This is a genomic window from Mesorhizobium sp. B2-4-13 (genome assembly GCF_006658535.1).
GTDB lineage: Bacteria > Pseudomonadota > Alphaproteobacteria > Rhizobiales > Rhizobiaceae > Mesorhizobium > Mesorhizobium australicum.
Window position 1 is genome coordinate 1 of record NZ_VFVB01000017.1, and the last position, 20,912, is coordinate 20,912.

The window sequence follows — 20,912 nt, forward strand, 5'->3', positions numbered from 1 at the left end:
GTGGGGAAGGGGTGAGGGGGCAGGAATTGGTTTGAGGCAGTGCCGGTGGTCGAGGTTCGTCCGCGTCGCTGTGATGGTTCTCGGCCAGATCGTCCAAATGGGCATCCGCGACCAAGTATTTACCCTACACCAGACGCCTGATCGAAGCTGTGGTCGGGCGCTGGCTCGTGTGGGTCGAAGATGTCATCCCAACCCCAGCCGCTCAAACTCCAGACGCAGTGGCGTCGACCCCGACACATGCCACCTCGATAGCGCCGCTGCTATTTTCAATGATGCCGCTGGCTGTTGCAGCGAGTATCGAAATCAATTTTTCAAAACCGTGCCGTTCATTCGTTTGCGGGTCGATCCAAATTCGCGACGTGTGATTGGTGACAATAAGAATCCCATGGCGGCGCGTTATAGGCTTGAGGTAGTCCTCGGCGAGTTGAGTACGCAGGGCGTGATCGAGTTGACGCATTGTCCAGCCCATACCGCCATGTTTGACCTCTATAGCGACTTCGCATTGGGCCGATGTCGACGCGATGACGATATCCGGTCGATCACTCAGGGCAACTTCCGCTTCCCGATAAGCATGAAACTGCCCCTTCGCCCGTAGGATCAACTGTTCAGTTAGCCAGTTGCGTGCCTCGTCTTCGTCCTTCGCCCGCTCTAGCAAGGGCCGTGAACTGACGTCCCCTTTTTTCAATTGGAAGCTGATATCACCGAGAACCGACATCACAACGTGCATCAGATCAGCACCTGTCTTGATCGGAGCCGTGTGTGTTCGTTCAAATTGCCGGACTTCAACGGTGTTCCAAGCGGGCGGCTCGCAGTCTTTCTCCGCCTTTGCATGTGCCAATTCACGAAATCGCTCGGCATGATCCGTAAAAGCCGGGTCCTGTTCAGGAAGTCGTCGCACGCACCAAAATGCATCAGGCCCGGGACGGTCCAACAATTTTGACAGGATCGTGTTGCGGGCGCTCTCAGCATTAAAGCGCACATCCGGCGAGAATGATCCAACATGATAGACGTCATCCTTCGGCCGGATATGTCGATAGGAAAATCTCAACAGCCGCGCGAGCATGGCAACGCTGGCGCGGTCCAGTGCCGACACCACTAATCCCCGATGATGGCCATCAAACAGGGCTGCGAGCACCCGGGCGACACGTGTTTGGCCAGAGGCAGGTTCGTCCGACCCGATCCATTCGTCGAGGTGGCCGGCGGCCCAGTCCGGATCGATGACGAACAAGAGACCAAGATTAGCGGTCGCAAAGTCTTCCTTCGCAGCGGAGACGCTTAGGGCGAACCTGGCATTAATTGACTTCAGCAAGCTTAGGCGCAATCGCTCGTCCAGAGCAAACTTGCGAAGGATGACGATCATCCTCTCGATGGTTTCCACGCGACCAGCCTCGTGTCGCGCGATGGTTTTAAGTATCAACGTTTGGAGCGGCTGGAAGACCAGCGCCTCGGCCGATCCATAGTGATAGAGGAAGTCGGTCCTGCCCAGTTCGGCTGAGCGCCATTCGCGGCCAAGTTCACGCGCAACGGCAGATAACGCCGCCTTTGGATGAGCGAGGAGGAGATTGTCAAGCCACTCCGGATATCCTTGTTCGGTAAAGCACGCATGCCGGGCAATGCGTTCGGCATCCCCGGTGGTGAGCGCCAAAGGCCAATCGGGTTCCTCTCGCGCGGCAATCCCAATACCGGCGAAGGCCAAAGTATGCGTCCATTGATGCGTAACGGCGCCTCCGGCCTCGCGCTGGGGGCGCTTCGGTTCAATGGAGCGCCAGAGCGTCATCATCCCATCGCGATATGCTTCCGCGACCGGGCGACCAAATCCCTCCTCCAAAAGGCGCCACTCGCGTGGGGCGTCATGATCGGCAAGACCGGTCTTCCGTTGCAGCCAATGGGTAAGGTGTTTGAGCCGGTGTATGCCGGCCTGCCACGACACCAGATTCGCCGGCGCCGAGAGTTGGCCCGGATCGGCACGCAAGGAGTCCGCAAACTTCACCCAGGAAGCTTTGGCGCCCTCTTGCTGCTCGCTCCGCTCCCGTTTGTAAGATTCGCGCTCCGCTCGATACTTCCTGTCCTCCTCACGTTCCACCAGCGGCGCATTGTAAGCAGCCAGGTCCTCTGCAAGCGCAGGTGCGGTCGCTGCGATCGTTTGTAGGCGTTCTTGTTCTATCGTTTCCCGCCCCGTGCTTTTGATCAGTGGGACGATGAGACTCAACGCGACGCGCCGGTCATCGATTTCAGGCAGCATGAGGGCGTCATCAAACAGCCATTCAAGGTCCTGTTCCGACGCCCCCCATAATTTGTTGCCCGATCCAAAATAGATCCGCCAGTGCCGGTCAACCGGACGCTCAGCCGGCAAGGAGCGGGTGTCAGCAACATCGGCCCACAACAGGGCGCGGTTGAGTCTCGGATTCGCTTGTACCAATTCACGGAGGGGCGGCTCGTCCGTTTCGACGGAATAGCTGCGGTCAGCCCGCTCAATCGCCATCAGCAATCGGACGAGAGCCTGGCTGGGCGCCTTGTCGCCAAGTACTTTGATTTCGGCTGCAGCGATCGGCCGAAGGTGATCGGCAAGGTAGCCATGCTTCACCGATACCCGACTATAGGACTCGACAAGTGGCGGCATCAGGCAGAGATCGCCAATCCTCTCCACGATTTTGGCTCGATCCTGTGGCGTTGTTGCTAATTGGTAGAGCCCAGCGATAGCACGAGCGAACCCTTCGCCCGTATCTGAGTGCGGCGGTTTTGCTTCAACGACGAGCCGCAGCAAGTCATCCGTTGTGAGAAAATTCGGATAAAGCGCTTGCGCAATCCCAGCTGCCATGTAGGCGCTGAGCGCGCCAGGATGGGCCAACGCTTCACGGGCGGCCTGTCGGCACCCTGCGTGATCGCCGCTCGCCTTCATCGCCTCAATGGCAGCGATACGGCGATGATTTCTTGATCCCTCGGCGCTCGCAGCTTCACGCAACAGCACTTCACAACCGGGAATTGCCCCATCGCTTATCAAGCGTAGCAGGATAAAGCGAAAGTCGTCGTGGCTGTTTACCTCCCAAGCCTTGATGATGTCGGTGGCTAAGCGGGCGTCGGCGAACATGGCAAAGTTTCGGGAGTCCAAACTGGTGTCCGGAATCTCGCCTTCCGCATGCAGCTTCGCAAGCGCCGCCAAGATTTGGCGGCGGGAGTCGATGGTGAGTGAGCGCGGATCGCCATGCTTCATCAGCACAATAGGCTCGCGGCGGATGATCTCATCGCCGAAGTCGGCATGCCACAACGCTAGCCAAGCAGCGGCTGGCCGCAGCGATGGCACAAGCGTCTCAACGCCATAACGTTCGACAAAAATCAGGTTCCACACTTCAGCGCGCGGACATCCATCTTCCAGCAGACGATCCAGCCATCGTGCGGCGAGATATTCCTGTGTCCCTCGATGGTGGAATCGTATCCTGCCGAAGGTTGAAGGCGCAAAAATCCCTCGCCGCAGCAGCGCGTTACGCTCCGCATCGCTCCATTTATCGAGCATGCGCGCCGGCTCGATGGCGGCCGCCATTAGGCTAGGATCGGTTTCCCCGCCCGGCGCGCGCAAGGTGAAGGATTTGCCGAGGGTTAACGCTGCGGCCAGACTTTCGGCACCCTGTCGAGCCTTGGCTGGAGCCAGCACATCGTTGTCTGTACGGTGAGGATCGTGCTCTGTCAGCTTCCTTTCAATCCCATAATCGACCATCGCTGCTAGGCTGCCGAACGCTTTGTGTGTGTCCCAATAAGAGGCGAGATCGAGCACGTCGCCGGGGCGCTGCCGGAAAGCATCCAGCCCAGCTTTTACTATAGCAACGGCGAATGTCTCGGAATCAGCAACGCCTGCTGCAGACGCGAGCAAGGCCGACTGTTTTGAGTCAAGAGGCACGATCTGCACGACCAGCAGTTCATACGGCGCTTTTACGGGCTTTTCTGTTTGTTCAGTTGTTTTGCGTTCGTCGAAAAGCGGATTCAGAAGTTTGGCTTCGTTGTCCCTGTCGGCCGCAGTTTCTGCCCTCCGATGGGCCGGAAGCCATTCTCGGATCGCACGGCGGTCATCATTGTTCCGCCAATCAGTCACGCGGCACGAGATGAAGATATTGGCACGTTCAAGAGCCGGACCGCTTTCCCGGGCAAACCGCTTGAGGGCGCTTTCGAAGCTCTTCCGATTGAGCCGTGCTTCGTCGATTGAATCGAGAAAGAACCAGCCTTCGGTAGAGCCAGTCCGCCATGCCTCGTATTTTTGCGCCTCGTCCCAGCCGAGGGCGGCTTCAAAACCCTGATCGGCGAGTTCCTCAATACGCAGGTAAAATGACGGCTTACCTTGGGTCGATAACTGCCGTGCCTGATTTCGGAACTCCTCGGATTTGCCGCTGGCGGCTTCCGCGAGAATAACGACGCGGCGCAGTTGCAGCAGACCCGACCAATCCATCCAGCCGGATAGCCGCGCGCCCCAATGCGCCCCGTAGTCAGCATTGAGTTCCTGATCTTTGCTGATCGGCGCAAACCAACGATGAAGCTCGACAAAATCCATGGATACCCAAGTAACCGCCTGACGAATCGAAGCGTTACTCTAGACAAACTGTCGGCTCCCCTCACGCAGCTTTTATGTTTTGCCACCGTTTCAATCATTGGGGCCTGCGCGTCCGCTCGTCCGCCCTCGCTTACGATGCATCGGCCTTATGAAATCAAACAATCGATCGAAACCGCTGGGGCTTTTCGGGCAGCTCCGGTTCAGCTTCCCAGCCTATAACACCCCCGCTCCACCGCCAGCCTCTTCACCAACGCCAGCACCCCATCGATCGCCGGCGTCGGCTTGCCCGTCAGTCGCCCAAGCTCCTGCACGGCGCCTACCAGCGCGTCGATCTCCATGGGCCTGCCGCGTTCCAGGTCCTGCAACATCGAGGTCTTGTGCTCGCCGACGTCGCCGGCGCCCTTGATGCGGCGGTCGACGTCTATGGGGAAGCGCACGCCGAGGCTTTCGCCGATCGCTTGCGCTTCCAGCATCATGGCGCGGGCGAGCATGCGGGTGCCCTCGTCGGCGACGATCGCGGCAAGCGTCGAGCCGGTCAGCGCCGAGATCGGGTTGAAGGAGAGATTGCCCCACAGTTTTATCCAGATCTCTGCGCGTATGTCGTCGCGCACCGGCGCCTGCAGCCCGGCCTTGACCATCTCCCCGGCCAGGAGCGTGACCCGTTCGCTCTTCTCGCCCGAGGGTTCGCCGAGCGAGAAGCGTTTTCCTTCGACATGGCGGATCAGGCCGGGCGCATCGACCTCGACGGCGGGGTAGACCACCGAACCGATGACACGCCGCGGGCCGAGCCGGTCCCAGATCGTGCCGCCGGGGTCGACCTGCTGCAGTCTGGTGCCTTCGAGCGCGCCGCCGTTTTTGTGGAAATACCACCAGGGAACGCCGTTCTGCATGGTGACGACCGCTGTGTGGTCCCCAAGCAGCGGGGCAATCTGGTCGAGCGCGGGCGCGACGGAATGCGCCTTCAGCGCCAGCACGACGTAGTCCTGCGTGCCGAGCTCTTCCGCCTTGGCGGCGGCCTTGACGGGGGCGGTCGTTTCCCGCCCGTCCTCCATCAGGCGCAGGCCATTGGCCTTGATCGCGTCGAGATGCGCGCCGCGGGCGACGATCGACAGCTCGGTGCGGCCGGCGATGGCCAGCTTGGCCGCGACATAGCCGCCGATGGCGCCGGCGCCGAAAATGGTGATCTTCATGATCAGAGCCCGAGCTTGGCGGCGAGCCCGATGCGCTGCAGCTTGCCGGTCGCCCCCTTGGGGATCTCCTCCAGGATCAGCACCTTGCGCGGCACCTTGAAGTCGGCGAGCCGCATCGCGGCGTGGGCGCGGATATCGCCCTCGCTGGCGCTCATGCCTTCGCGCAGCACCACGGCCGCCGCCACCTCCTCGCCGAGCTTGTCATGCGGCATGGCGAAGGTGACGACCTGCGCCACCGCCGGATGGTCCATCAGCACATTGTCGACTTCGAGCGGCGAGATCTTCTCGCCGCCGCGGTTGATGATCTCCTTCAGCCGGCCGGTTACCCTGAGGTAGCCGTCATCGTCGAGCACGCCCTGGTCGCCGGTGTGGAACCAGCCATGCGCGAAGGCCGTGGCGTTGGCGTCCGGGTTCTTCTCGTAGCCTGAGGTGACATTGGGGCCGCGAATGACGATCTCGCCCGTTTCGCCGGCCTGCATCAGCCGGCCGTCCGGCGCCATCACGGCGACTTCGGGTCCGCCGGCGGCACCGACGCTGCCCGGCTTGCGCAGGCCGGGCGGCAGCCGGTTCGACGCCATCTGGTGCGCGGCCTCGGTCATCCCATAGGCTTCGATGACCGGGCAGCCGAAAGTCGCCTCGAGCTCGGCCATCACCTGCGCCGGCAGCGAGGCCGAGGACGAGCGGATGAAACGCAGGCGCGCCGCCGCCAATGCTTCCGGGTTACGCGCCGCGCGCGCCAGGATCGCCTGGTGCATGGTCGGCACGGCCGTGTACCAGCTCGGCTTCGCGTCACTCAGCCACTGGAAGAAGCGCAGCGCGTTGAAGCCTGGCGTGCAGTAGATGCTGCCGCCCGATGCCAGCGACGACAGCACCGCCGCGATCAGCCCATGGATATGGAACAGCGGCATGATGTTGAGGCAGCGATCGCTAGCCGTCAGGCCGAGCGTCGCGCCGATATGGCGGGCGGAGGCCGCGACATTGGCATGGCTGAGCGGCACCAGCTTGGGGCGTGACGTCGTGCCGGAGGTGTGCAGCAGAAGCGCGATGTCGCCGTCCCCGGCCTTGGCGGGCGCCGCTTGCGGTCCGACCGCCGCGCCTTCGATGGTGAAGCTGCCGGCCGGCGCGTCTGGCGGCACGACAAGCCGCAGCACGCCAATGCCGAGGCGCTCGGCCACAGTCACGGCGGGGCCAGTCTCGTTCTCGGCGACCAGGATCGCCTTGGCGCCGATGTCGGTCAGGTAGAAATCGAGCTCGTCCGCCCGGTAGGCGGGGTTGAGCGGCGCCGTCGGGGCTGTGGCGGCGACAGCGATGAAAGCCGTCGCCATCTCCGGCCCGTTGGGCAGCACGATCGCCACCCGGTCGCCTCGGCCGATGCCGCGTGCATGGAGCTGCGTGGCGGTGGTGGCGATCAGCGCGCGCAGCCTGCCATGGGTCAGCGTCGGCCTGTCGGGCGCCAGGATCGCCGGCGCGTCGTCGGCGCCGGCGACGAGGCGGTGGGAAAGGTCAGTGTGGATTTGGGTCATGGTCACCAGCTATGTTTCAAGACTATGGCTTGCGAAAGTCCATCTGATGTCAGCGCCGCCCCTCATTGCCCTGCCGGGCATTTCTCCCCGTATAGGGACGGGGAGAAAGGGGCAGTTTCGGTCTCGGCGCCTGTTCAGCGTGGGCGATTGGCGAAACCGTCGATGACAGTGTCCCCTCTCCCCGTCACTATACGGGGAGAGGATGCCGGCAGGCAGGTGAGGGGCAGCGCCAGCGCCCGGTAGTTCCTCAATACCCCAGCGCCATCCCGTCCTTGCGCGGATCGGATGCCCCCGTCAGCGTTCCCTTTTCCCAGTCGATCAGCACCGCCTGGCCGCCGCCGAGCGGATGGTGCGGCTCGGTGATGGCGTGGCCGCGCCGCCGCAGGCCTTCGACCGCCTCGGCGGGCACGTTGCGCTCCGCCTCCACCATACCGTCATTGTAGAACACGCGCGGCGCGTCGAGCGCTTGCTGCGGGTCCATGCCGAAATCGATCATGTTGGTCAGAAGATGGACATGGCCGAAGGGCTGGTAGCCGCCGCCCATGACGCCGAACGGCATCACCACGCGGCCGTTTTTGGTCGCCATGCCGGGCATGATCGTGTGCATCGGCCGCTTGCTGGGCGCGATGGCGTTGGGGTGGGCCGGATCGAGGCGGAAGCTCGAGCCGCGGTTCTGCAGCACGACGCCGGTCTTGGGACCGACGACGCCGCTGCCGAACGAATAATAGGTCGAGTTGATGAAAGAGACCGCGTTGCGGTCGCGGTCGACGATCGAGATATAGACCGTGTCGCTGCCCGGCAGCTGCACGTCGGGCAAATGGGTCATGGCGCGCTCGCGGTCGATCTCGGCGCGCAGCCGGTCGGCATAGGCGGCCGAGAGAAGCTGCCTCACCGGCACCGGGACATGGTCCTGGTCGCCGACGAAACGGTCGCGGTCGCGATAGGCCAGCCGCCCGGCCTCGATCTCCAGGTGCAGGCGCTCGGCGCCGTTGGGGTCGAGCCCACCGAGCTTGAAGCCCGACAGCACGTTCAGCATCAAAAGCGCCGTCAGCCCCTGGTTGTTCGGCGGCATCTGGTGGATCTCGTGGCCGCCATAGCTGACGCTCACCGGCGCCACATAGTCGCCCCTGGTCGCGGCGAAATCGTCCGCCGTGTGCAGCCCGCCCAGCTCCTTGAGCCGGCGCACCATGTCGTCGGCGACCGCGCCTTCGTAGAACCCGGCGCGGCCCTGTTTGGCGATCACCCGGAGAGTGGCGGCCAACGCGGGCTGCTTGTGCACGTCGCCGGCCTTCGGCGCCATGCCGCCCGGCAGGAAGATGCGCGCGGCATGCTCGTCGGCGGAAAGATCGGTTTCGGGTTCGGCCCAGTCGAAGGCGACGCGGTCGTGCACGACATAGCCGTTCTCGGCGTAGTGGATCGCCGGCGCCAGCACCTCGGCCAGGCTCTTGCTGCCATGGTCCTCCAGCAGCCGGCACCAGGCGTCGATGGCGCCCGGCACGGTCACCGCATGCGGCCCCTGTTTGGGAAGCTCGCTAAAACCCTTGTCGCGATACCAGTCGACGGTCGCGGCCGCCGGCGCACGCCCCGAGCCGTTGAAAGCCAGCACTTCGCTTTGCCCCTTGGGGCAGTAGAGGACAAAGCAATCGCCGCCTATCCCCGTCGATTGCGGCTCGACCACGCCCTGCACGGCGGCGGCGCAGATGGCGGCATCCATGGCATTGCCGCCGGCGCGCAGTATCTCGATGGCCGCAAGCGTCGAGAGCGGATGCGATGTCGCGGCAATCGCTTCCGTGGCACGAACCGGCGAGCGGCCGGGAAACTGGAAATCACGCATCTGGTCTGGGTATCCCCCGGTGTCTTGAAGCGAATGGGTCCTTGAAGCGAATGGGCCCGATGAAATCAATGCCGGCGGCCGAAGATCTGCGCCAGTGACAACAGCGCGATAGACAGCACTATCAGGCAGGTCGAGATGGCGGCGATGGTCGGGTCGATCTGGTCGCGCAGCGCGTTGAACATGCGGCGCGTCAGTGTCGTGGTCTCCCCGCCCGAGATGAACAACGAGACGACAACTTCGTCGAAGGAGGTGATGAAGGCAAACAGCGCGCCCGAGACGATCGAGAAGCGGATCTGCGGCATCGTCACCTGCCAGAAGGCAGCGACGCGCCCGGCACCCAGGCTGCGCGCCACCCGCTCCTGGTTCATGTCGTAGGAGCGCAGGCCCGACAGCACCGTCAGCACCACCAGCGGCAGCGCCTGCACCGTATGCGCGATGACCAGCCCGGTCAGCGTGTTGTTGAGGCCGATGCGCGCATAGAGGAAGAAGGTGCCGATGCCGACCAGGATCACCGGGATGATCAGCGACGCCGTGAGCAGCGCGTTGATCGCGCCGTTGAAGCGCAGCGTGCCCCGGTTGATCGCATAGGCGGCGGCAGTGCCGAGCGGCGTCGCCACCAGCGCGGTCATGACCGCGACCTTCACCGACACGATGGTGGCGTCGCGCCATTCCAGCGACTGGAAATAGCTTTCATACCAGCGCAGCGACCATTGCCGCGGCGGGAACTGCAGCAGCGTCGAGTCCGAAAACGACATGATGACAATGATGACCGACGGCGCGATCAGGAACAGCAGCACGAGGCCGCCGAAGGCGTAGAGCCACAGCCGTTGCCGGTGCGAGATCGGCAATCCGATATCTCCACTCATCGCGAACTCCATACGCCGGTGGCCCGCGCGCCGAGTAGCCACTGGAACAGGCCGAGAAGCGCCAGCGTGACCACCAGCAGCACCACGCCGAGCGCCGCACCGGCGCCCCAGTTGGAATAGAGGCTGGTGGTCTGTTCCATGCGCATCGCCCACATCACCACCTTGCCGCCACCCATCAGCGCCGGCGTCACGAAGAAACCGAGGCACAGCACGAAGACGATGACCACGCCGGAGGCGAGACCCGGCACCGACAGCGGAAAGAAGATCTGCCGGAAAGTGGCGGCGGGGCCGGCGCCGAGGTTCATGCCGGCGCGCAGGCAGTCGGTGTCGATGGTCTTCATCGAGGCATAGAGCGGCAAGACCAGAAACGGCAGCAATATATGCGTCATGCCGATGACGACGCCCGAAAAATTGTTGGCCAGCGACAGCGGCTGGCTGATCACGCCGAGATCGATCAGCCAGCTGTTGATCAGGCCCTTGCGCTGCAGGATCACCAGCCAGGCATAGGTGCGCACCAGCACCGATGTCCAGAACGGCAGGATGACGAAGATCAGGCAGATCGATGCGGCCCGGCGCGGCAGCTGCGACAACATGTAGGCCAGGGGATAGCCTGTTAGCACGCAGGCGCCGGTGACGATGAAGGCGACCTCGAAGGTGGTGATGAAGGTCCTGATGTAGGAGGCCTGCTCGAAGAAACGCGCATAGTTGGCGGCGCTCAAGGCGCCGGTCTCGTCGAACAGCGACAGCCAGAACAGCCAGCCGATCGGCATGATGATGATCGCGCAGACAAGGAACAGGCTCGGCGCCAGCAGCGCCAGCAGCCGCAATGACTCGCGCCGCGCATCGGCGCGCAGGGCCTGCGCGTTCAGGTCCTGCCCCGCCGGACTGGCGGTCTCCGTCAGGAAGGCGGACTGCGCGCTCATCCCTCGGCCGCCACCAGGATCGTGTCCTTGGCATCGAGGCCGAGCGTGATCGGCTGGCCGGGCGCCGGCAGCCTTGCCAGCACATCGCTGCGGCAATAGTCGCGCAGCGTCAGCTGGCGGCCGTCGCGCAGGCTGGCATAGCAGACGAAACTGTCGCCCTGGTAGATGATGTCGCTGACCGTCGCATCGAGCACATTGACGCCGGTCGACGGGTCGGATGCCGTGACCAGCCGCAGCTTCTCCGGCCGCACCACCATCAGATGCGGACCGGCCGGCGGCGTCGGTGCGCCGGTCTGGATCAGCCTGTCCTCATACCAGACCGAGCCATTGCGGCTTTCGACCGGGATGAAGTTCGATTCGCCGATGAAGCCGGCTACGAATTGCGTCTTCGGCGCGGCATAAAGCGTTTCGGGCCTGTCGAGCTGTTCGATGCGGCCACCGTTCATCACCGCGATACGGTCCGACATGGTGATGGCTTCGCGCTGGTCGTGCGTGACATAGACCGTGGTCATGCCGAGACGGCGATGAAGCGCACGCAATTCGATCTGCATATGCTCGCGCAGGCCCTTGTCGAGCGCCGACAGCGGTTCGTCCATCAAGACGATGCGCGGCTCGAAGACGATGGCGCGCGCCAGGGCCACGCGCTGGCGCTGGCCGCCGGAAAGCTGGTCCACCCGGCGCTCGCCCAGGCCATGCAGCTTCACCAGCTCCAGCGCCTTCTCCACCCGCTGCGCTGTCTCTGTCACACCGACGCCGCGCTGCTTCAGCGGAAAGGCGATGTTGTGGAAGACGTTCATATGCGGAAACAGCGCATAGTTCTGGAACACCATGCCGATATTGCGCCGGTGCGGCGGCGTGGTGATGATCTCGTCGCCGCCGACCTTGATCGATCCGCCATTGGCTCGCACGAAACCGGCCAGGATCATCAGCAGCGTCGTCTTCCCCGAGCCCGAAGGCCCAAGCAGCGTCAGGAACTCGCCGGCCTCGACATCGAGGTTCAGGTCGCGCAGCACCGGCACGCTGCCAAATCGTTTCTCGATCGCGCGCATGCCGATCGGCAGCGCGGATGGTGCAATGGACAAGATCGTTATCTCCGAAGCAGAGACTGAAGGAGCGGGGCGGCGCTGGTGCCGTCCCGCAATGTCAGGATTCCGGCTATTGCTGGATCAGGTTGTTGAACTTTTCCGTCGCCTCGACGAGGTTGTCGCGCCAGAACGCGGCATCCTGCAACACCTGCTTCTTGACGTTTTCGGGTGCCGAGTTGATGTCCTTGATCCGCTCCGGCGGGATCTTGCCGGTCTCGAAGGCCTTCTCGTTCACCGGCCCATTGTCGACATAGAGCGGCAGGTTGGCCTGCAGTTGCGGGCTGACGAACATCGCCAGCGCCTTCATCGCCGCGTCCTTGTTCTTGGCGCCCTTGGGGATGACCATGCAATCGGCGGTGAGCACGCCCTGGTCGAAGGAGAAGCTGACCGGCGCGCCTTCCTTCTTCAAAGTGCCGGCGCGGCCGTTCCAGATGCTCGCCATGTCGACTTCGCCATCCTTCACCAGTTGCATGGCCTGGGCGCCGGAGGTCCACCAGGCGTCGACATGGCCACGGATCTTGTCGACCGATTTCAGCGCGCCGTCGATGTCGACGGGATAGACCTTGTCGATCGGCAGGCCGGAGGCAAGTGCTGCGACGCTCAGCGTCTCCGTCGCCTGGCTGCTGCTCAGCGCACGCCGTCCCGGAAACTTTTCCACGTTCCAGAAGTCGGCCCATGTCTTCGGGCCCTTGTCGCCGAAGACGTCGGTCCGGTAGATCAGCACGACGGACGTGTAGGAAATGCCGACCCAGTCGTCATGCACCAGCTTGGGGTTGATGCCGCTCTTGTCGATGATGCCGTAATCCAGCTTTTCGAACAGCCCTTCCTTCGAGCCGCGCGCGCATTCGTCGGCGCCGAGTTCGGTGATGTCCCATTTCACCGCATTGCCGGTCACCTGCAGGCGTACGTCATCGAGGCCGTTGGTCGTGTCTTCCTTGATGGTGATGCCGAGCGCATCGGCGGTCGGCTTGAAGAAGGCCTTGGTCTGTGCCTCCTGATAGGTGCCGCCCCATGAGGCGACGGTGATCGTGTCGGCGGCGACGGCGGGCACTGCCACGGAGGCAATGAGCCCGGCTGTCGCTAGAGTTCTAAAGCTGGTGGTCCTGTTCATTTCGGTTCTCCGACCGGTGTTCCCATTTGCTTTGATTTAGCATGCGATTTTGTATACAATTTAGAATGTAGCCGAGAGATCGGTGTTGTCAACTGCGACGGGCGCGATCGGTTGGACGGCGGGAACGGCGCCGCGGGGCGTGGCAAATTACGCCGACTGCGACTACAAACGAGGCGATGTCCGGCTAAAGCGGCCGGAGAACTGGAAACGGAACTTGGCCAAGGAACCAAAAAACACGCTGCGCGACTCGGTCTATTCCGCGCTCAAGGCGATGATCGTGACCGGCCAGATTCCGCCGGGTTCACGCGTCACCGAAAGCGACATCGCGGCGAAACTCAATGTCAGCCGCACCCCCGTGCGCGAAGCATTCAATCGCCTTGAGCGCGACGGGCTGGTCACCGGCCGGCCGCGCCAGGGCTATGCCGTCACCGAGTTCGACATCAACATGTTCCGCGAGGCCTTCGCCATCCGCGAACTGCTCGACGGTCACGCGACCGAACTCGCAGCGGCCGCTGCGACCGAGAAGGACAAGGCGCGGCTGCGCGCCATGCTGGCCGAGTGCGAGCGGCTGGCCGCCATTCCAGATCGCACGACGCGGGAAAAATTCCAGGAACTGGAGGTCGGCATCGATCTCCACCGCGTCATTGCCGAGATCAGCGGCAATGTCATGCTGCATGGCATGCTGTGCGGCATCCTCGACAAGTGCCAGCATTATGTCTGGACCGAACTCTTGTGGCTCGATGAATGGAAGATCGCCCGCGACGAACACGCCGAGATCGTCGAGGCGATCTGCGCAAACGATGTCAGCCGCGCCGGCGCCCTGGCCCGCGCGCATGTGCGCGGTTCGCGCGAGAACGTGCTGCGCCTGCTGCAGGCGAAATCGGATTATCAGACCTTCCTGGCCAAGGCGTCCTGAGCGGACAACCATTCGTCCTACCAGGTTAAGCCGCCCTTTCCGAGCGTGGCCACCGCGTCGACGATCCGGGTGAAGCTCGCGCGGGCGCGGCCAACGGCATGCCGGGCCCTGAGATAGCCGTGCACCAGGCCGGGCTCCTCGAACCAGGCGGCGCGCCCGCCTGCCGCGACGATGCGGTCGCGATAAGCCTCGCCATCGGATGACAGCGGGTCGCACTGGGCGGTAATCAGCACGGTCGGCGGCAGATTGGCGAAATCGGCATCGGCCAGCGGATACAGCGTGATGTCACCAGTCTGGTCCACGCCGCCGGTACGGACGTGTTTGTAGAATTCAAGGTCGCGCACCGTCAGCATCGGCGCTTCGGCATGCGTCACATAGGAGCCGCGCGCGCGATCGCCGCCGAGACCGGGATAGATCAGCACCTGGCCGACCGGCTTTTTCGCGTGGCCACGTGTCGCGTGCGCAACGGCGGCGCAAAGATTGCCGCCGGCGCTGTCGCCGCACAGCAAGACCGGGCGGTCGTAGGTTCCGGCGGCCCATTCGAAGGCGCTCATCGCATCGTCGAAAGCGGCCGGATGCAGATGCTCCGGTGCCAGCCGGTAGTCGACCGAGAGCACCTCATAACCAGTGCGGCCGCAAAGCTCGGCGCAGACGTCGTCATGGCTGTCCAGCCCGCCGAGGATGAAGCCCCCGCCATGGAGGTAGAGCACCATGGCGGCACGATCCGGCTTTGCGTTGCGGTAGATGCGGATCGGTATATCGCATGCCGGCCCGGCAATAGCGGTGGTCTCCGCATTCACCCCCTCGGGATAGCCGGCAAAGAACTCGCGGCACATGCGATCGTAGATCTCGCGCTGCTGCGCGATCGTGTAATCGATCGTGTCGGGCGGATAATAGGAATTCGTCCGCTCGATGAAGGCCCAGGTCTCGGCGTCGATCAGGGTTTTGTAGTCGGTCATGCCGGCTCAACCGACTTCGAAGGTCGAGCCCAGGCACCCCCCTCTGGCCTGCCGGCCATCTCCCCCGCAAGGGGGGAGATCGGATGGCGTTTCCGCTTTCGCCAATCGCCAGCACCGCGACAAAAGCACCGCAGGCGAAGCTGCCGATCTCCCCCCTTGCGGGGGAGATGGCCGGCAGGCCAGAGGGGGGTGTGACGGAACATCATCGTCGGCGAGCTATCTCCCCTTCCAAACCGGCTCCCGCTTCTCCGCAAACGCGCGGAAACCTTCCATATTGTCCTCCGACCCGTAGAGCGCATCGACCGTCGGCAGTTGCCGGCGCGTCACCTTGTTCATCGCCTCCTGGAAGGTCAGCGATTCCGCCACCCGCGCGGTCTCCTTGATCGCTGCGAACACCAGCGGCGGGCCGCTGGCGAGCAGCCGGGCGATCTCCCAGACGCGGTCCTCGAGCTTTTCCTTGGGCAGCACCTCGTTGACCAGGCCCCAGCGATGCGCCTCGGCGACATCCATCCAGCGGCCGGTGAGCAAAAGGTCCATGGCGACATGATAGGGGATGCGCTTCGGCAGCTTGATCGTCGCCGCGTCGGCCAGCGTGCCGGCGCGGATTTCGGGCAGCGCGAAGGAGGAATGATCGGAGGCGTAGATGAGATCGCAGGACAGCGCCAGCTCGAAGCCGCCGCCCACCGCCATGCCGTTGACGCAGGCGATGACCGGCTTGTTCAGGTCGCGCAATTCCTGCAGCCCGGCAAAACCGCCGACGCCATAGTCGCCGTCCACCGCGTCGCCGCTCGCGGCGGCCTTCAGGTCCCAGCCGGCGCAGAAGAACTTGTCGCCGGCGGTCTTGACGATGGCGACGCGCAGGTCGGGATCGTCGCGGAACGCCTTGAAGGTTTCGCCCATCAGCCGCGATGTTTTCAGGTCGATGGCATTGGCCTTGGGGCGGTCGAGCGTGACCTCGAGGATCGAGCCTTCGCGGCGGGTCGAAATGACGTCAGACATTCTTGTTTTCTCCCAGCACCAGCAATGCATCGGCGATCCAGGCGCCCTTGCCCTCGGAGCAGACGATCAGTGGATTGATGTCGAGTTCCTCGATCTCGCCGGCATTCTCCTGCACGAAGCCGGCAATGCCCGCGATGGCGTCGATGGCGGCCGCGAGATCGGCCTTCGGCCGGCCGCGATAGCCTTCGAGCAGCGGGAACAGTTTCAGGCCGCGCAGTGCGGCCTCGATGTCGTCGCGCGTTGCCGGCAGCATCAGCGTGACGCTGTCGCGCAGCAATTCGACCAGCACGCCGCCAGTGCCCAGCGTCATCACGGCGCCGAACATCGGATCGCGGGTGAAGCCGACGATCAGTTCGGCGACGCCGTCGCGCACCATGCGCTCGACATAGAGCCCGGTGCCGAGCGGCAACAGGTCATGCGCCGCGGTGCTGACCGATTCGGCGTCCTTGAGGTTCAGCCTGACGGCGCCCACCTCGGATTTGTGGGTGACGCCAAGCGCCTTCAGGGCGACGGGGAAGCCGAGCGCCATGGACGAGATCACCGCTTCGACCGCATTGCCGGCGCGTTCGCCTTTTGGCACTGGAAGCCCGGCCTTGATCAGCCGCGCCTTGGCTTGCGCCTCGTCGGGCGTAACATGATCGCCACCGGCCGCGCCCGACGCCGATGTATCCACCGGCTGCGCCTGCGGCTCGCGCCAGGCCCAGCCGATGAAGGCCGCCGCCTGGGCGGCGTCCATCGCTTCGGAAATGCCGAAAAGCGGCACCATGCCGCGCGCCATCAGCTCGGCGGTGTATTCCTCCGGCAGGTTCTCCGGCAGCGAGGAGACGATGGCGCCACGCGCCTTGTTGGTCTTCAGCGCCGATTCGAAAGCGCGCAGCGTCGCCCACCAGTCGGTCACCGAGCAGCGATCGGGACGCGGGAAGTCGAGCACCAGCATGTTGAGGTCGAAGCCGCCCGACACCATGGCGGTGAAGGTGGCGGTCATCGCCGGCTCGTTGTTCCAGATGAAGGTGTGATAGTCCAGGGGATTGGCCACCGCGACCAGCGGCCCTAGCGTCGATTTGACATGGGCGCGATGGGTGTCGTTCAGGACCGGGAAGTTGACCCATCGGCCTTCGGCGCTGTCGGCCATGACCGATGCCTCGCCGCCCGAACAGCTCATCGACGACAAGGTATAGCCAGGCAGCGGGCCGGTGATGTGCAGCAGCTTCAGCGCCTCGATGAAGGAGGGGATGGAATCGACGCGAGCGATGCCAAGCCGCTTCAGGAAGGCGCCGGAAGCAGCGTCCGAGCCGGCAAGCGAAGCGGTGTGCGAGACGGTTGCCTGCCGCGCCTGTTCGGAGCGGCCGACCTTCATGGCGATGATCGGCTTCTTGAGCTCACGTGCCCTTGCCGCCAGGCGCTCGAAGCCGGCTACCGAATCGAACGCCTCGATGTGCAGGCCAAGCGCGGTGACGCGCTCGTCCTCGATCAGGCCGAGCGCCATTTCGGACAGGCCGGTCTGCGCCTGGTTGCCGGCGGTCATCAGGAAGGCGATCGGTAGGCCGCGCTTCTGCATCGTCATGTTGATGGCGATGTTGGACGACTGGGTGATGATGGCGACACCCTTGCCGCCGCCTTCCAGCCTGATGCCGCCATGCTGGTCTGGCCACAAAAGCGCGCCGTCCGCATAATTGATCAGGCCGTAGCAGTTCGGTCCGATGATCGGCATCTGGCCGGCGGCGGCCACCAGTTCGGCCTGCAGCCTTTCGCCGTCCTCGTCATAGGCCTCGGTCTCGAGGAAGCCGGCGGCAAAGCAGACGGCGCCGCCGGCGCCGCGTTCGGCCAGCGCCTTGACCACCTCGATGGTGAGGTGCCGGTTGACGCCGACAAAGGCGGCGTCCGGCGCGCCGGGCAAATCGGCGATGGATCGGTAGGCCTTGCGTCCGGCCACTTCGTCCTTGGTTGGGTGCACCGGCCAGATCTCGCCGGCAAAGCCCATCTTGATCGATTGCGCGACGACGGCGGCGGCCTGCACGCCGCCGAACACGGCGATCGATTTGGGGCGCAGGAGGCGTTCAAGTTTATGCATCGATCAAGCCCCGAACGGGCGCAGCAGCGCCCGCGAAATAATATGTCGCTGAATCTCCGACGTGCCTTCCCAGATGCGTTCGACGCGGGCGTCGCGCCAGATGCGCTCCAGCGGCAGATCGTCCATCAGCCCCATGCCACCATGGATCTGGATGGCCTCGTCGGCAACGAAGGCGAGCATTTCGGTGGCCTTCAGCTTGGCCATGGCCATGTCCTGGTCGGTGACGGTTCCCTGATCGTACTTCCAGCCGGCTTCGAACACCATCAGGTCGGCGGCCTTGAGTTCCGTCGCCATGTCGGCGAGCTTGAACGACACGCCCTGGAATTTGCCGATCTGCTGGCCGAACTGCTGGCGCTGCGCGGCATATTCGACCGCATGGCCGAGCGCTCGCTCGGCACGGCCGAGGCAGGTGGCGCCGACCTGCAGCCGCGTGGCGCCGAGCCAGGAATTGGCGACGTCGAAGCCCTTGTGCACCTCGCCCAGAACCTGGGATGCCGGCAGGCGGCAATCGTCGAATTCGAGGATGGCGTTGGTGTAGCCGCGATGCGAGACATTGCGATAGCCGTCGCGCACCGTGAATCCCTTGGTGCCCTTGTCGACGAAGAAGGCGGTGATCTTCTTGCGCTTTCCGCGCGGTGAATCCTCTTCGCCCGAGGCCATGAAGACGATGGCGAAATCGGCGAGATCGGCGTGGGAGATAAAATGCTTGGTGCCGTTCAGCACCCAGTCGTCGCCGTCCTGCACGGCGGTCGCCTTCATGCCGCGCAGGTCGGAGCCGGCGCCCGGCTCGGTCATCGCCAGGCAGTCCCATTTCTCGCCGCGGATGCAGGGGAAAAGATATTTTTCGCGCTGCTCCGGCGTGCCGGCGAGCAGGATGTTGGAGGGGCGCGCCACGCAGGTCCAATGCAGTGCGTAATTGGCGCGGCCCAGTTCCTTCTCGTAGAGCAGCCAGGTCACCGTATCGAGCCCCGCGCCGCCGACATCGGCAGGCATGTTAGCGGCATAGAGGCCCGCCTCGATCGCCTTCGCCTTGATCTCCTCGATCAGCTCGCGGCGCAGCACGCCAGTGCGCTCGACCTCGCGCTCGTGCGGATAAAGCTCATTCTCGACGAAGGCGCGCGTCGTCTCGACAATGAGTTTCTGCTCTTCCGAAAGACCGAAATCCATGGTCTCAGCCCTTCTTCTTTTTCTTCGGCTTTTCGGCTTTCTTCACTGGCTTGGCGGCCCTGGCCCTTTCCGCTGCCTTTGAGGCCACGGGCTTCTTCGCCGCCAGCTTGGCGAGCTGTCTTGTGTAATCCTTGTGCAGCGCGCCGGCGCCCCAGCCCTTGCCCTTGTTCTGCTTCGACAGCGCATCCATGATCGCGACCAGATTGTCGTCGCGGATCTTTTCCAGTTCGCGGATCGACAGGCCGTGCGCCTGGTCGTCAGACTGGGTGGCGATCAGGTCGACCAGTTCGTCGTTGAACTCCGGCACGTCCATCAGCTTGGTCCACGGCCATTTCAGGCAGGGCCCGAACTGCGCCATGAAGTGGCGCATGCCGGCCTCGCCGCCGGCAACGCGATAGACCTGGAACATGCCCATCTGCGCCCAGCGCAGGCCGAAGCCGTAGCGCATGATGTCGTCGAGTTCCTCGACCGTGCAGATCCCGTCCTTGATCAGCCACAGTGCCTCGCGCCAGGCGGCTTCGAGCAGGCGGTCGCCGACGAAAGCCTCGATCTCCTTGCGGATGACGACCGGCTTCATGCCGATCGAGGCATAGATTTCCTTGGCGACTTCGATGGCTTCCGGGAAAGTCTGGTCGCCGCCGACGATCTCGACGAGCGGCAGCAGATAGACCGGATTGAACGGATGGCCGACGACCAGCCGTTCCGGGTGCTTCTTCATCGCCACCTGCATGTCGGTCGGCTTGATGCCCGAGGTCGACGAACCGACGATGGCGTTGGCCGGCGCGTGAGTGTCGATCTCGGCCAGCACCTTGTGCTTGAGGTCGAGCCGTTCCGGCACGCTTTCCTGGACGAAGTCGGCATCCGCGACCGCCTCGGCGATCGTCTTGGCGAAGGTCAGCTTGCCCTCTTTCGGCAGGCCGCCGGGCACCATCTGCCTATAGGCGCGGCGCGCGCCCTTCATCACTTCCGAGACCTTGCGCGAAGCTTCGGGATCGGGATCGAAGATCGACACGTCGATGCCGTTGAGCAGGAGCCGCGCCACCCAGCCGGCGCCGATGACCCCGCCGCCGATGGCGGCCGCCTTGTTGATGATGCTCATTGAGAGGCTCCGGTTCTTGTCCTGGCGGTTTCGGGATCGGCGAGAGGCACGCGCTCGCCGGCGCGGATGACCGAGGGGTCGTAGGCTTTGCGGGCGAAGACTTCGAGCACGAACGGCCGGAAGAAGTCGATCGGCAGTGTCTCATAGTCAGGGTCGAAGCTCGACTGGTCCCAGCGTTCGCAAAACTGGTCGCAATCGTCGAAATAGGCATGGCCGGCGAAGCGGTCGCGCGCATGGCGATCGCCGCCGAGATGGTGGGCGTAATAGAGGCGCTGGAAGTCGCCATGCTTTTCCACCACCCAGGTGCATTGCTCGCGCACGAAAGGTTTAAGGATCGAAGCGGCGTATTCGTCGTGATTGTAGGGCGCGTAGATGTCGCCGATGTCGTGCAGCACGGCGCAGGCTATCCAGTCGGTGTCGGCGCCGTCGCGCCAGGCCCGCGTGGCAGCCTGCAGCGAATGACCCAGCCGGGTGATCTTGTAGCCGGACAGGCCTTCGTCGAGCTGCACCAGCGCGTCCAGCAGCCGCTCGCCGGTCCTGGCCGCGTAGTCGATCTCGTGCGCGGTCAGGAACTCGTAGTCTTGCCTGTCGCCATCCTTCATGGCGGTGAATTTTACAGTAGCCATATCGAC

General features: G+C 63.9%; 15 protein-coding genes. 1 reads left to right on the forward strand and 14 read right to left on the reverse strand.

What is annotated here, in order from left to right; translation table 11 throughout:
• Positions 1 to 202: 202 nt before the first annotated feature.
• The 8 genes from FJ936_RS29705 to FJ936_RS29745 form a co-directional block, all read right to left on the reverse strand.
• Positions 203 to 4,537: a hypothetical protein gene (locus tag FJ936_RS29705; RefSeq protein WP_141907444.1), complete on the reverse strand. Its 4,335-nt coding sequence runs from the start codon at positions 4,535 to 4,537 to the stop codon at positions 203 to 205.
• 200 nt (positions 4,538 to 4,737) lie between these two features.
• Positions 4,738 to 5,727 (reverse strand): 2-dehydropantoate 2-reductase, encoded by a 990-nt coding sequence (locus FJ936_RS29710; protein WP_141907445.1) that lies wholly within the window; start codon positions 5,725 to 5,727, stop codon positions 4,738 to 4,740.
• A gap of 2 nt (positions 5,728 to 5,729) precedes the next feature.
• Positions 5,730 to 7,250, reverse strand: a complete 1,521-nt coding sequence (locus FJ936_RS29715; protein ID WP_181174504.1) for an acyl--CoA ligase — start codon at positions 7,248 to 7,250, stop codon at positions 5,730 to 5,732.
• Positions 7,251 to 7,497: 247 nt separating this feature from the next.
• On the reverse strand, positions 7,498 to 9,084 hold the full coding sequence (ggt, locus tag FJ936_RS29725) for a gamma-glutamyltransferase (protein ID WP_141907446.1): 1,587 nt from the start codon (positions 9,082 to 9,084) through the stop codon (positions 7,498 to 7,500).
• A gap of 65 nt (positions 9,085 to 9,149) precedes the next feature.
• Positions 9,150 to 9,950 carry an ABC transporter permease gene (locus tag FJ936_RS29730; protein ID WP_141907447.1) on the reverse strand — a complete coding sequence of 267 codons (801 nt, stop codon included), beginning with the start codon at positions 9,948 to 9,950 and terminating at the stop codon, positions 9,150 to 9,152.
• Entirely contained in the window at positions 9,947 to 10,873 is a 927-nt protein-coding gene (locus tag FJ936_RS29735) for an ABC transporter permease (RefSeq protein WP_141907448.1), read from the reverse strand. Before FJ936_RS29735 ends, FJ936_RS29730 begins: the two co-directional genes overlap by 4 nt.
• The gene (locus tag FJ936_RS29740) at positions 10,870 to 11,955 is read right to left on the reverse strand and encodes an ABC transporter ATP-binding protein (RefSeq protein ID WP_140620556.1); all 1,086 of its coding nucleotides are present in this window, start codon (positions 11,953 to 11,955) and stop codon (positions 10,870 to 10,872) included. The genes FJ936_RS29735 and FJ936_RS29740 overlap by 4 nt, the downstream gene beginning before the upstream one ends.
• A gap of 73 nt (positions 11,956 to 12,028) precedes the next feature.
• On the reverse strand, positions 12,029 to 13,069 hold the full coding sequence (locus tag FJ936_RS29745; RefSeq protein ID WP_141907449.1) for an ABC transporter substrate-binding protein: 1,041 nt from the start codon (positions 13,067 to 13,069) through the stop codon (positions 12,029 to 12,031).
• 214 nt (positions 13,070 to 13,283) lie between these two features.
• Between FJ936_RS29745 and FJ936_RS29750 the strand changes: the two genes are divergently transcribed.
• Positions 13,284 to 13,985, forward strand: a complete 702-nt coding sequence (locus FJ936_RS29750; RefSeq protein WP_181174469.1) for a GntR family transcriptional regulator — start codon at positions 13,284 to 13,286, stop codon at positions 13,983 to 13,985.
• Between the two features lie 17 nt (positions 13,986 to 14,002).
• Here the strand turns inward: FJ936_RS29750 and FJ936_RS29755 are convergent, their stop codons facing one another.
• The 6 genes from FJ936_RS29755 to FJ936_RS29785 form a co-directional block, all read right to left on the reverse strand.
• Entirely contained in the window at positions 14,003 to 14,944 is a 942-nt protein-coding gene (locus tag FJ936_RS29755) for an alpha/beta hydrolase (protein ID WP_141907450.1), read from the reverse strand.
• A 216-nt stretch (positions 14,945 to 15,160) separates the two neighbouring features.
• Positions 15,161 to 15,943, reverse strand: coding sequence for a carnitinyl-CoA dehydratase (locus FJ936_RS29765; protein ID WP_141907451.1), 783 nt, complete (start codon positions 15,941 to 15,943; stop codon positions 15,161 to 15,163).
• Positions 15,936 to 18,014, reverse strand: a complete 2,079-nt coding sequence (locus FJ936_RS29770) for an acetate--CoA ligase family protein (protein ID WP_141907452.1) — start codon at positions 18,012 to 18,014, stop codon at positions 15,936 to 15,938. The genes FJ936_RS29765 and FJ936_RS29770 overlap by 8 nt, the downstream gene beginning before the upstream one ends.
• A 3-nt stretch (positions 18,015 to 18,017) precedes the next feature.
• A complete protein-coding gene (locus FJ936_RS29775; protein WP_023772121.1) occupies positions 18,018 to 19,181 on the reverse strand; it encodes an acyl-CoA dehydrogenase in 1,164 nt (387 codons plus the stop codon).
• Between the two features lie 4 nt (positions 19,182 to 19,185).
• A complete protein-coding gene (locus tag FJ936_RS29780) occupies positions 19,186 to 20,280 on the reverse strand; it encodes a carnitine 3-dehydrogenase (RefSeq protein WP_140620568.1) in 1,095 nt (364 codons plus the stop codon).
• Positions 20,277 to 20,906, reverse strand: coding sequence for an HD domain-containing protein (locus FJ936_RS29785; protein ID WP_140875931.1), 630 nt, complete (start codon positions 20,904 to 20,906; stop codon positions 20,277 to 20,279). The genes FJ936_RS29780 and FJ936_RS29785 overlap by 4 nt, the downstream gene beginning before the upstream one ends.
• Positions 20,907 to 20,912: the final 6 nt, after the last annotated feature.

Coding starts and splice junctions, on each gene's coding strand:
- FJ936_RS29705 (WP_141907444.1), bottom strand. CDS start 4,537: ATGGATTTTGTCGAGCTTCATCGTTGGTTTGCGCCGATCAGCAAAGAT.
- FJ936_RS29710 (WP_141907445.1), bottom strand. CDS start 5,727: ATGAAGATCACCATTTTCGGCGCCGGCGCCATCGGCGGCTATGTCGCG.
- FJ936_RS29715 (WP_181174504.1), bottom strand. CDS start 7,250: ATGACCCAAATCCACACTGACCTTTCCCACCGCCTCGTCGCCGGCGCC.
- ggt (WP_141907446.1), bottom strand. CDS start 9,084: ATGCGTGATTTCCAGTTTCCCGGCCGCTCGCCGGTTCGTGCCACGGAA.
- FJ936_RS29730 (WP_141907447.1), bottom strand. CDS start 9,950: ATGAGTGGAGATATCGGATTGCCGATCTCGCACCGGCAACGGCTGTGG.
- FJ936_RS29735 (WP_141907448.1), bottom strand. CDS start 10,873: ATGAGCGCGCAGTCCGCCTTCCTGACGGAGACCGCCAGTCCGGCGGGG.
- FJ936_RS29745 (WP_141907449.1), bottom strand. CDS start 13,069: ATGAACAGGACCACCAGCTTTAGAACTCTAGCGACAGCCGGGCTCATT.
- FJ936_RS29755 (WP_141907450.1), bottom strand. CDS start 14,944: ATGACCGACTACAAAACCCTGATCGACGCCGAGACCTGGGCCTTCATC.
- FJ936_RS29765 (WP_141907451.1), bottom strand. CDS start 15,943: ATGTCTGACGTCATTTCGACCCGCCGCGAAGGCTCGATCCTCGAGGTC.
- FJ936_RS29770 (WP_141907452.1), bottom strand. CDS start 18,014: ATGCATAAACTTGAACGCCTCCTGCGCCCCAAATCGATCGCCGTGTTC.
- FJ936_RS29775 (WP_023772121.1), bottom strand. CDS start 19,181: ATGGATTTCGGTCTTTCGGAAGAGCAGAAACTCATTGTCGAGACGACG.
- FJ936_RS29780 (WP_140620568.1), bottom strand. CDS start 20,280: ATGAGCATCATCAACAAGGCGGCCGCCATCGGCGGCGGGGTCATCGGC.
- FJ936_RS29785 (WP_140875931.1), bottom strand. CDS start 20,906: ATGGCTACTGTAAAATTCACCGCCATGAAGGATGGCGACAGGCAAGAC.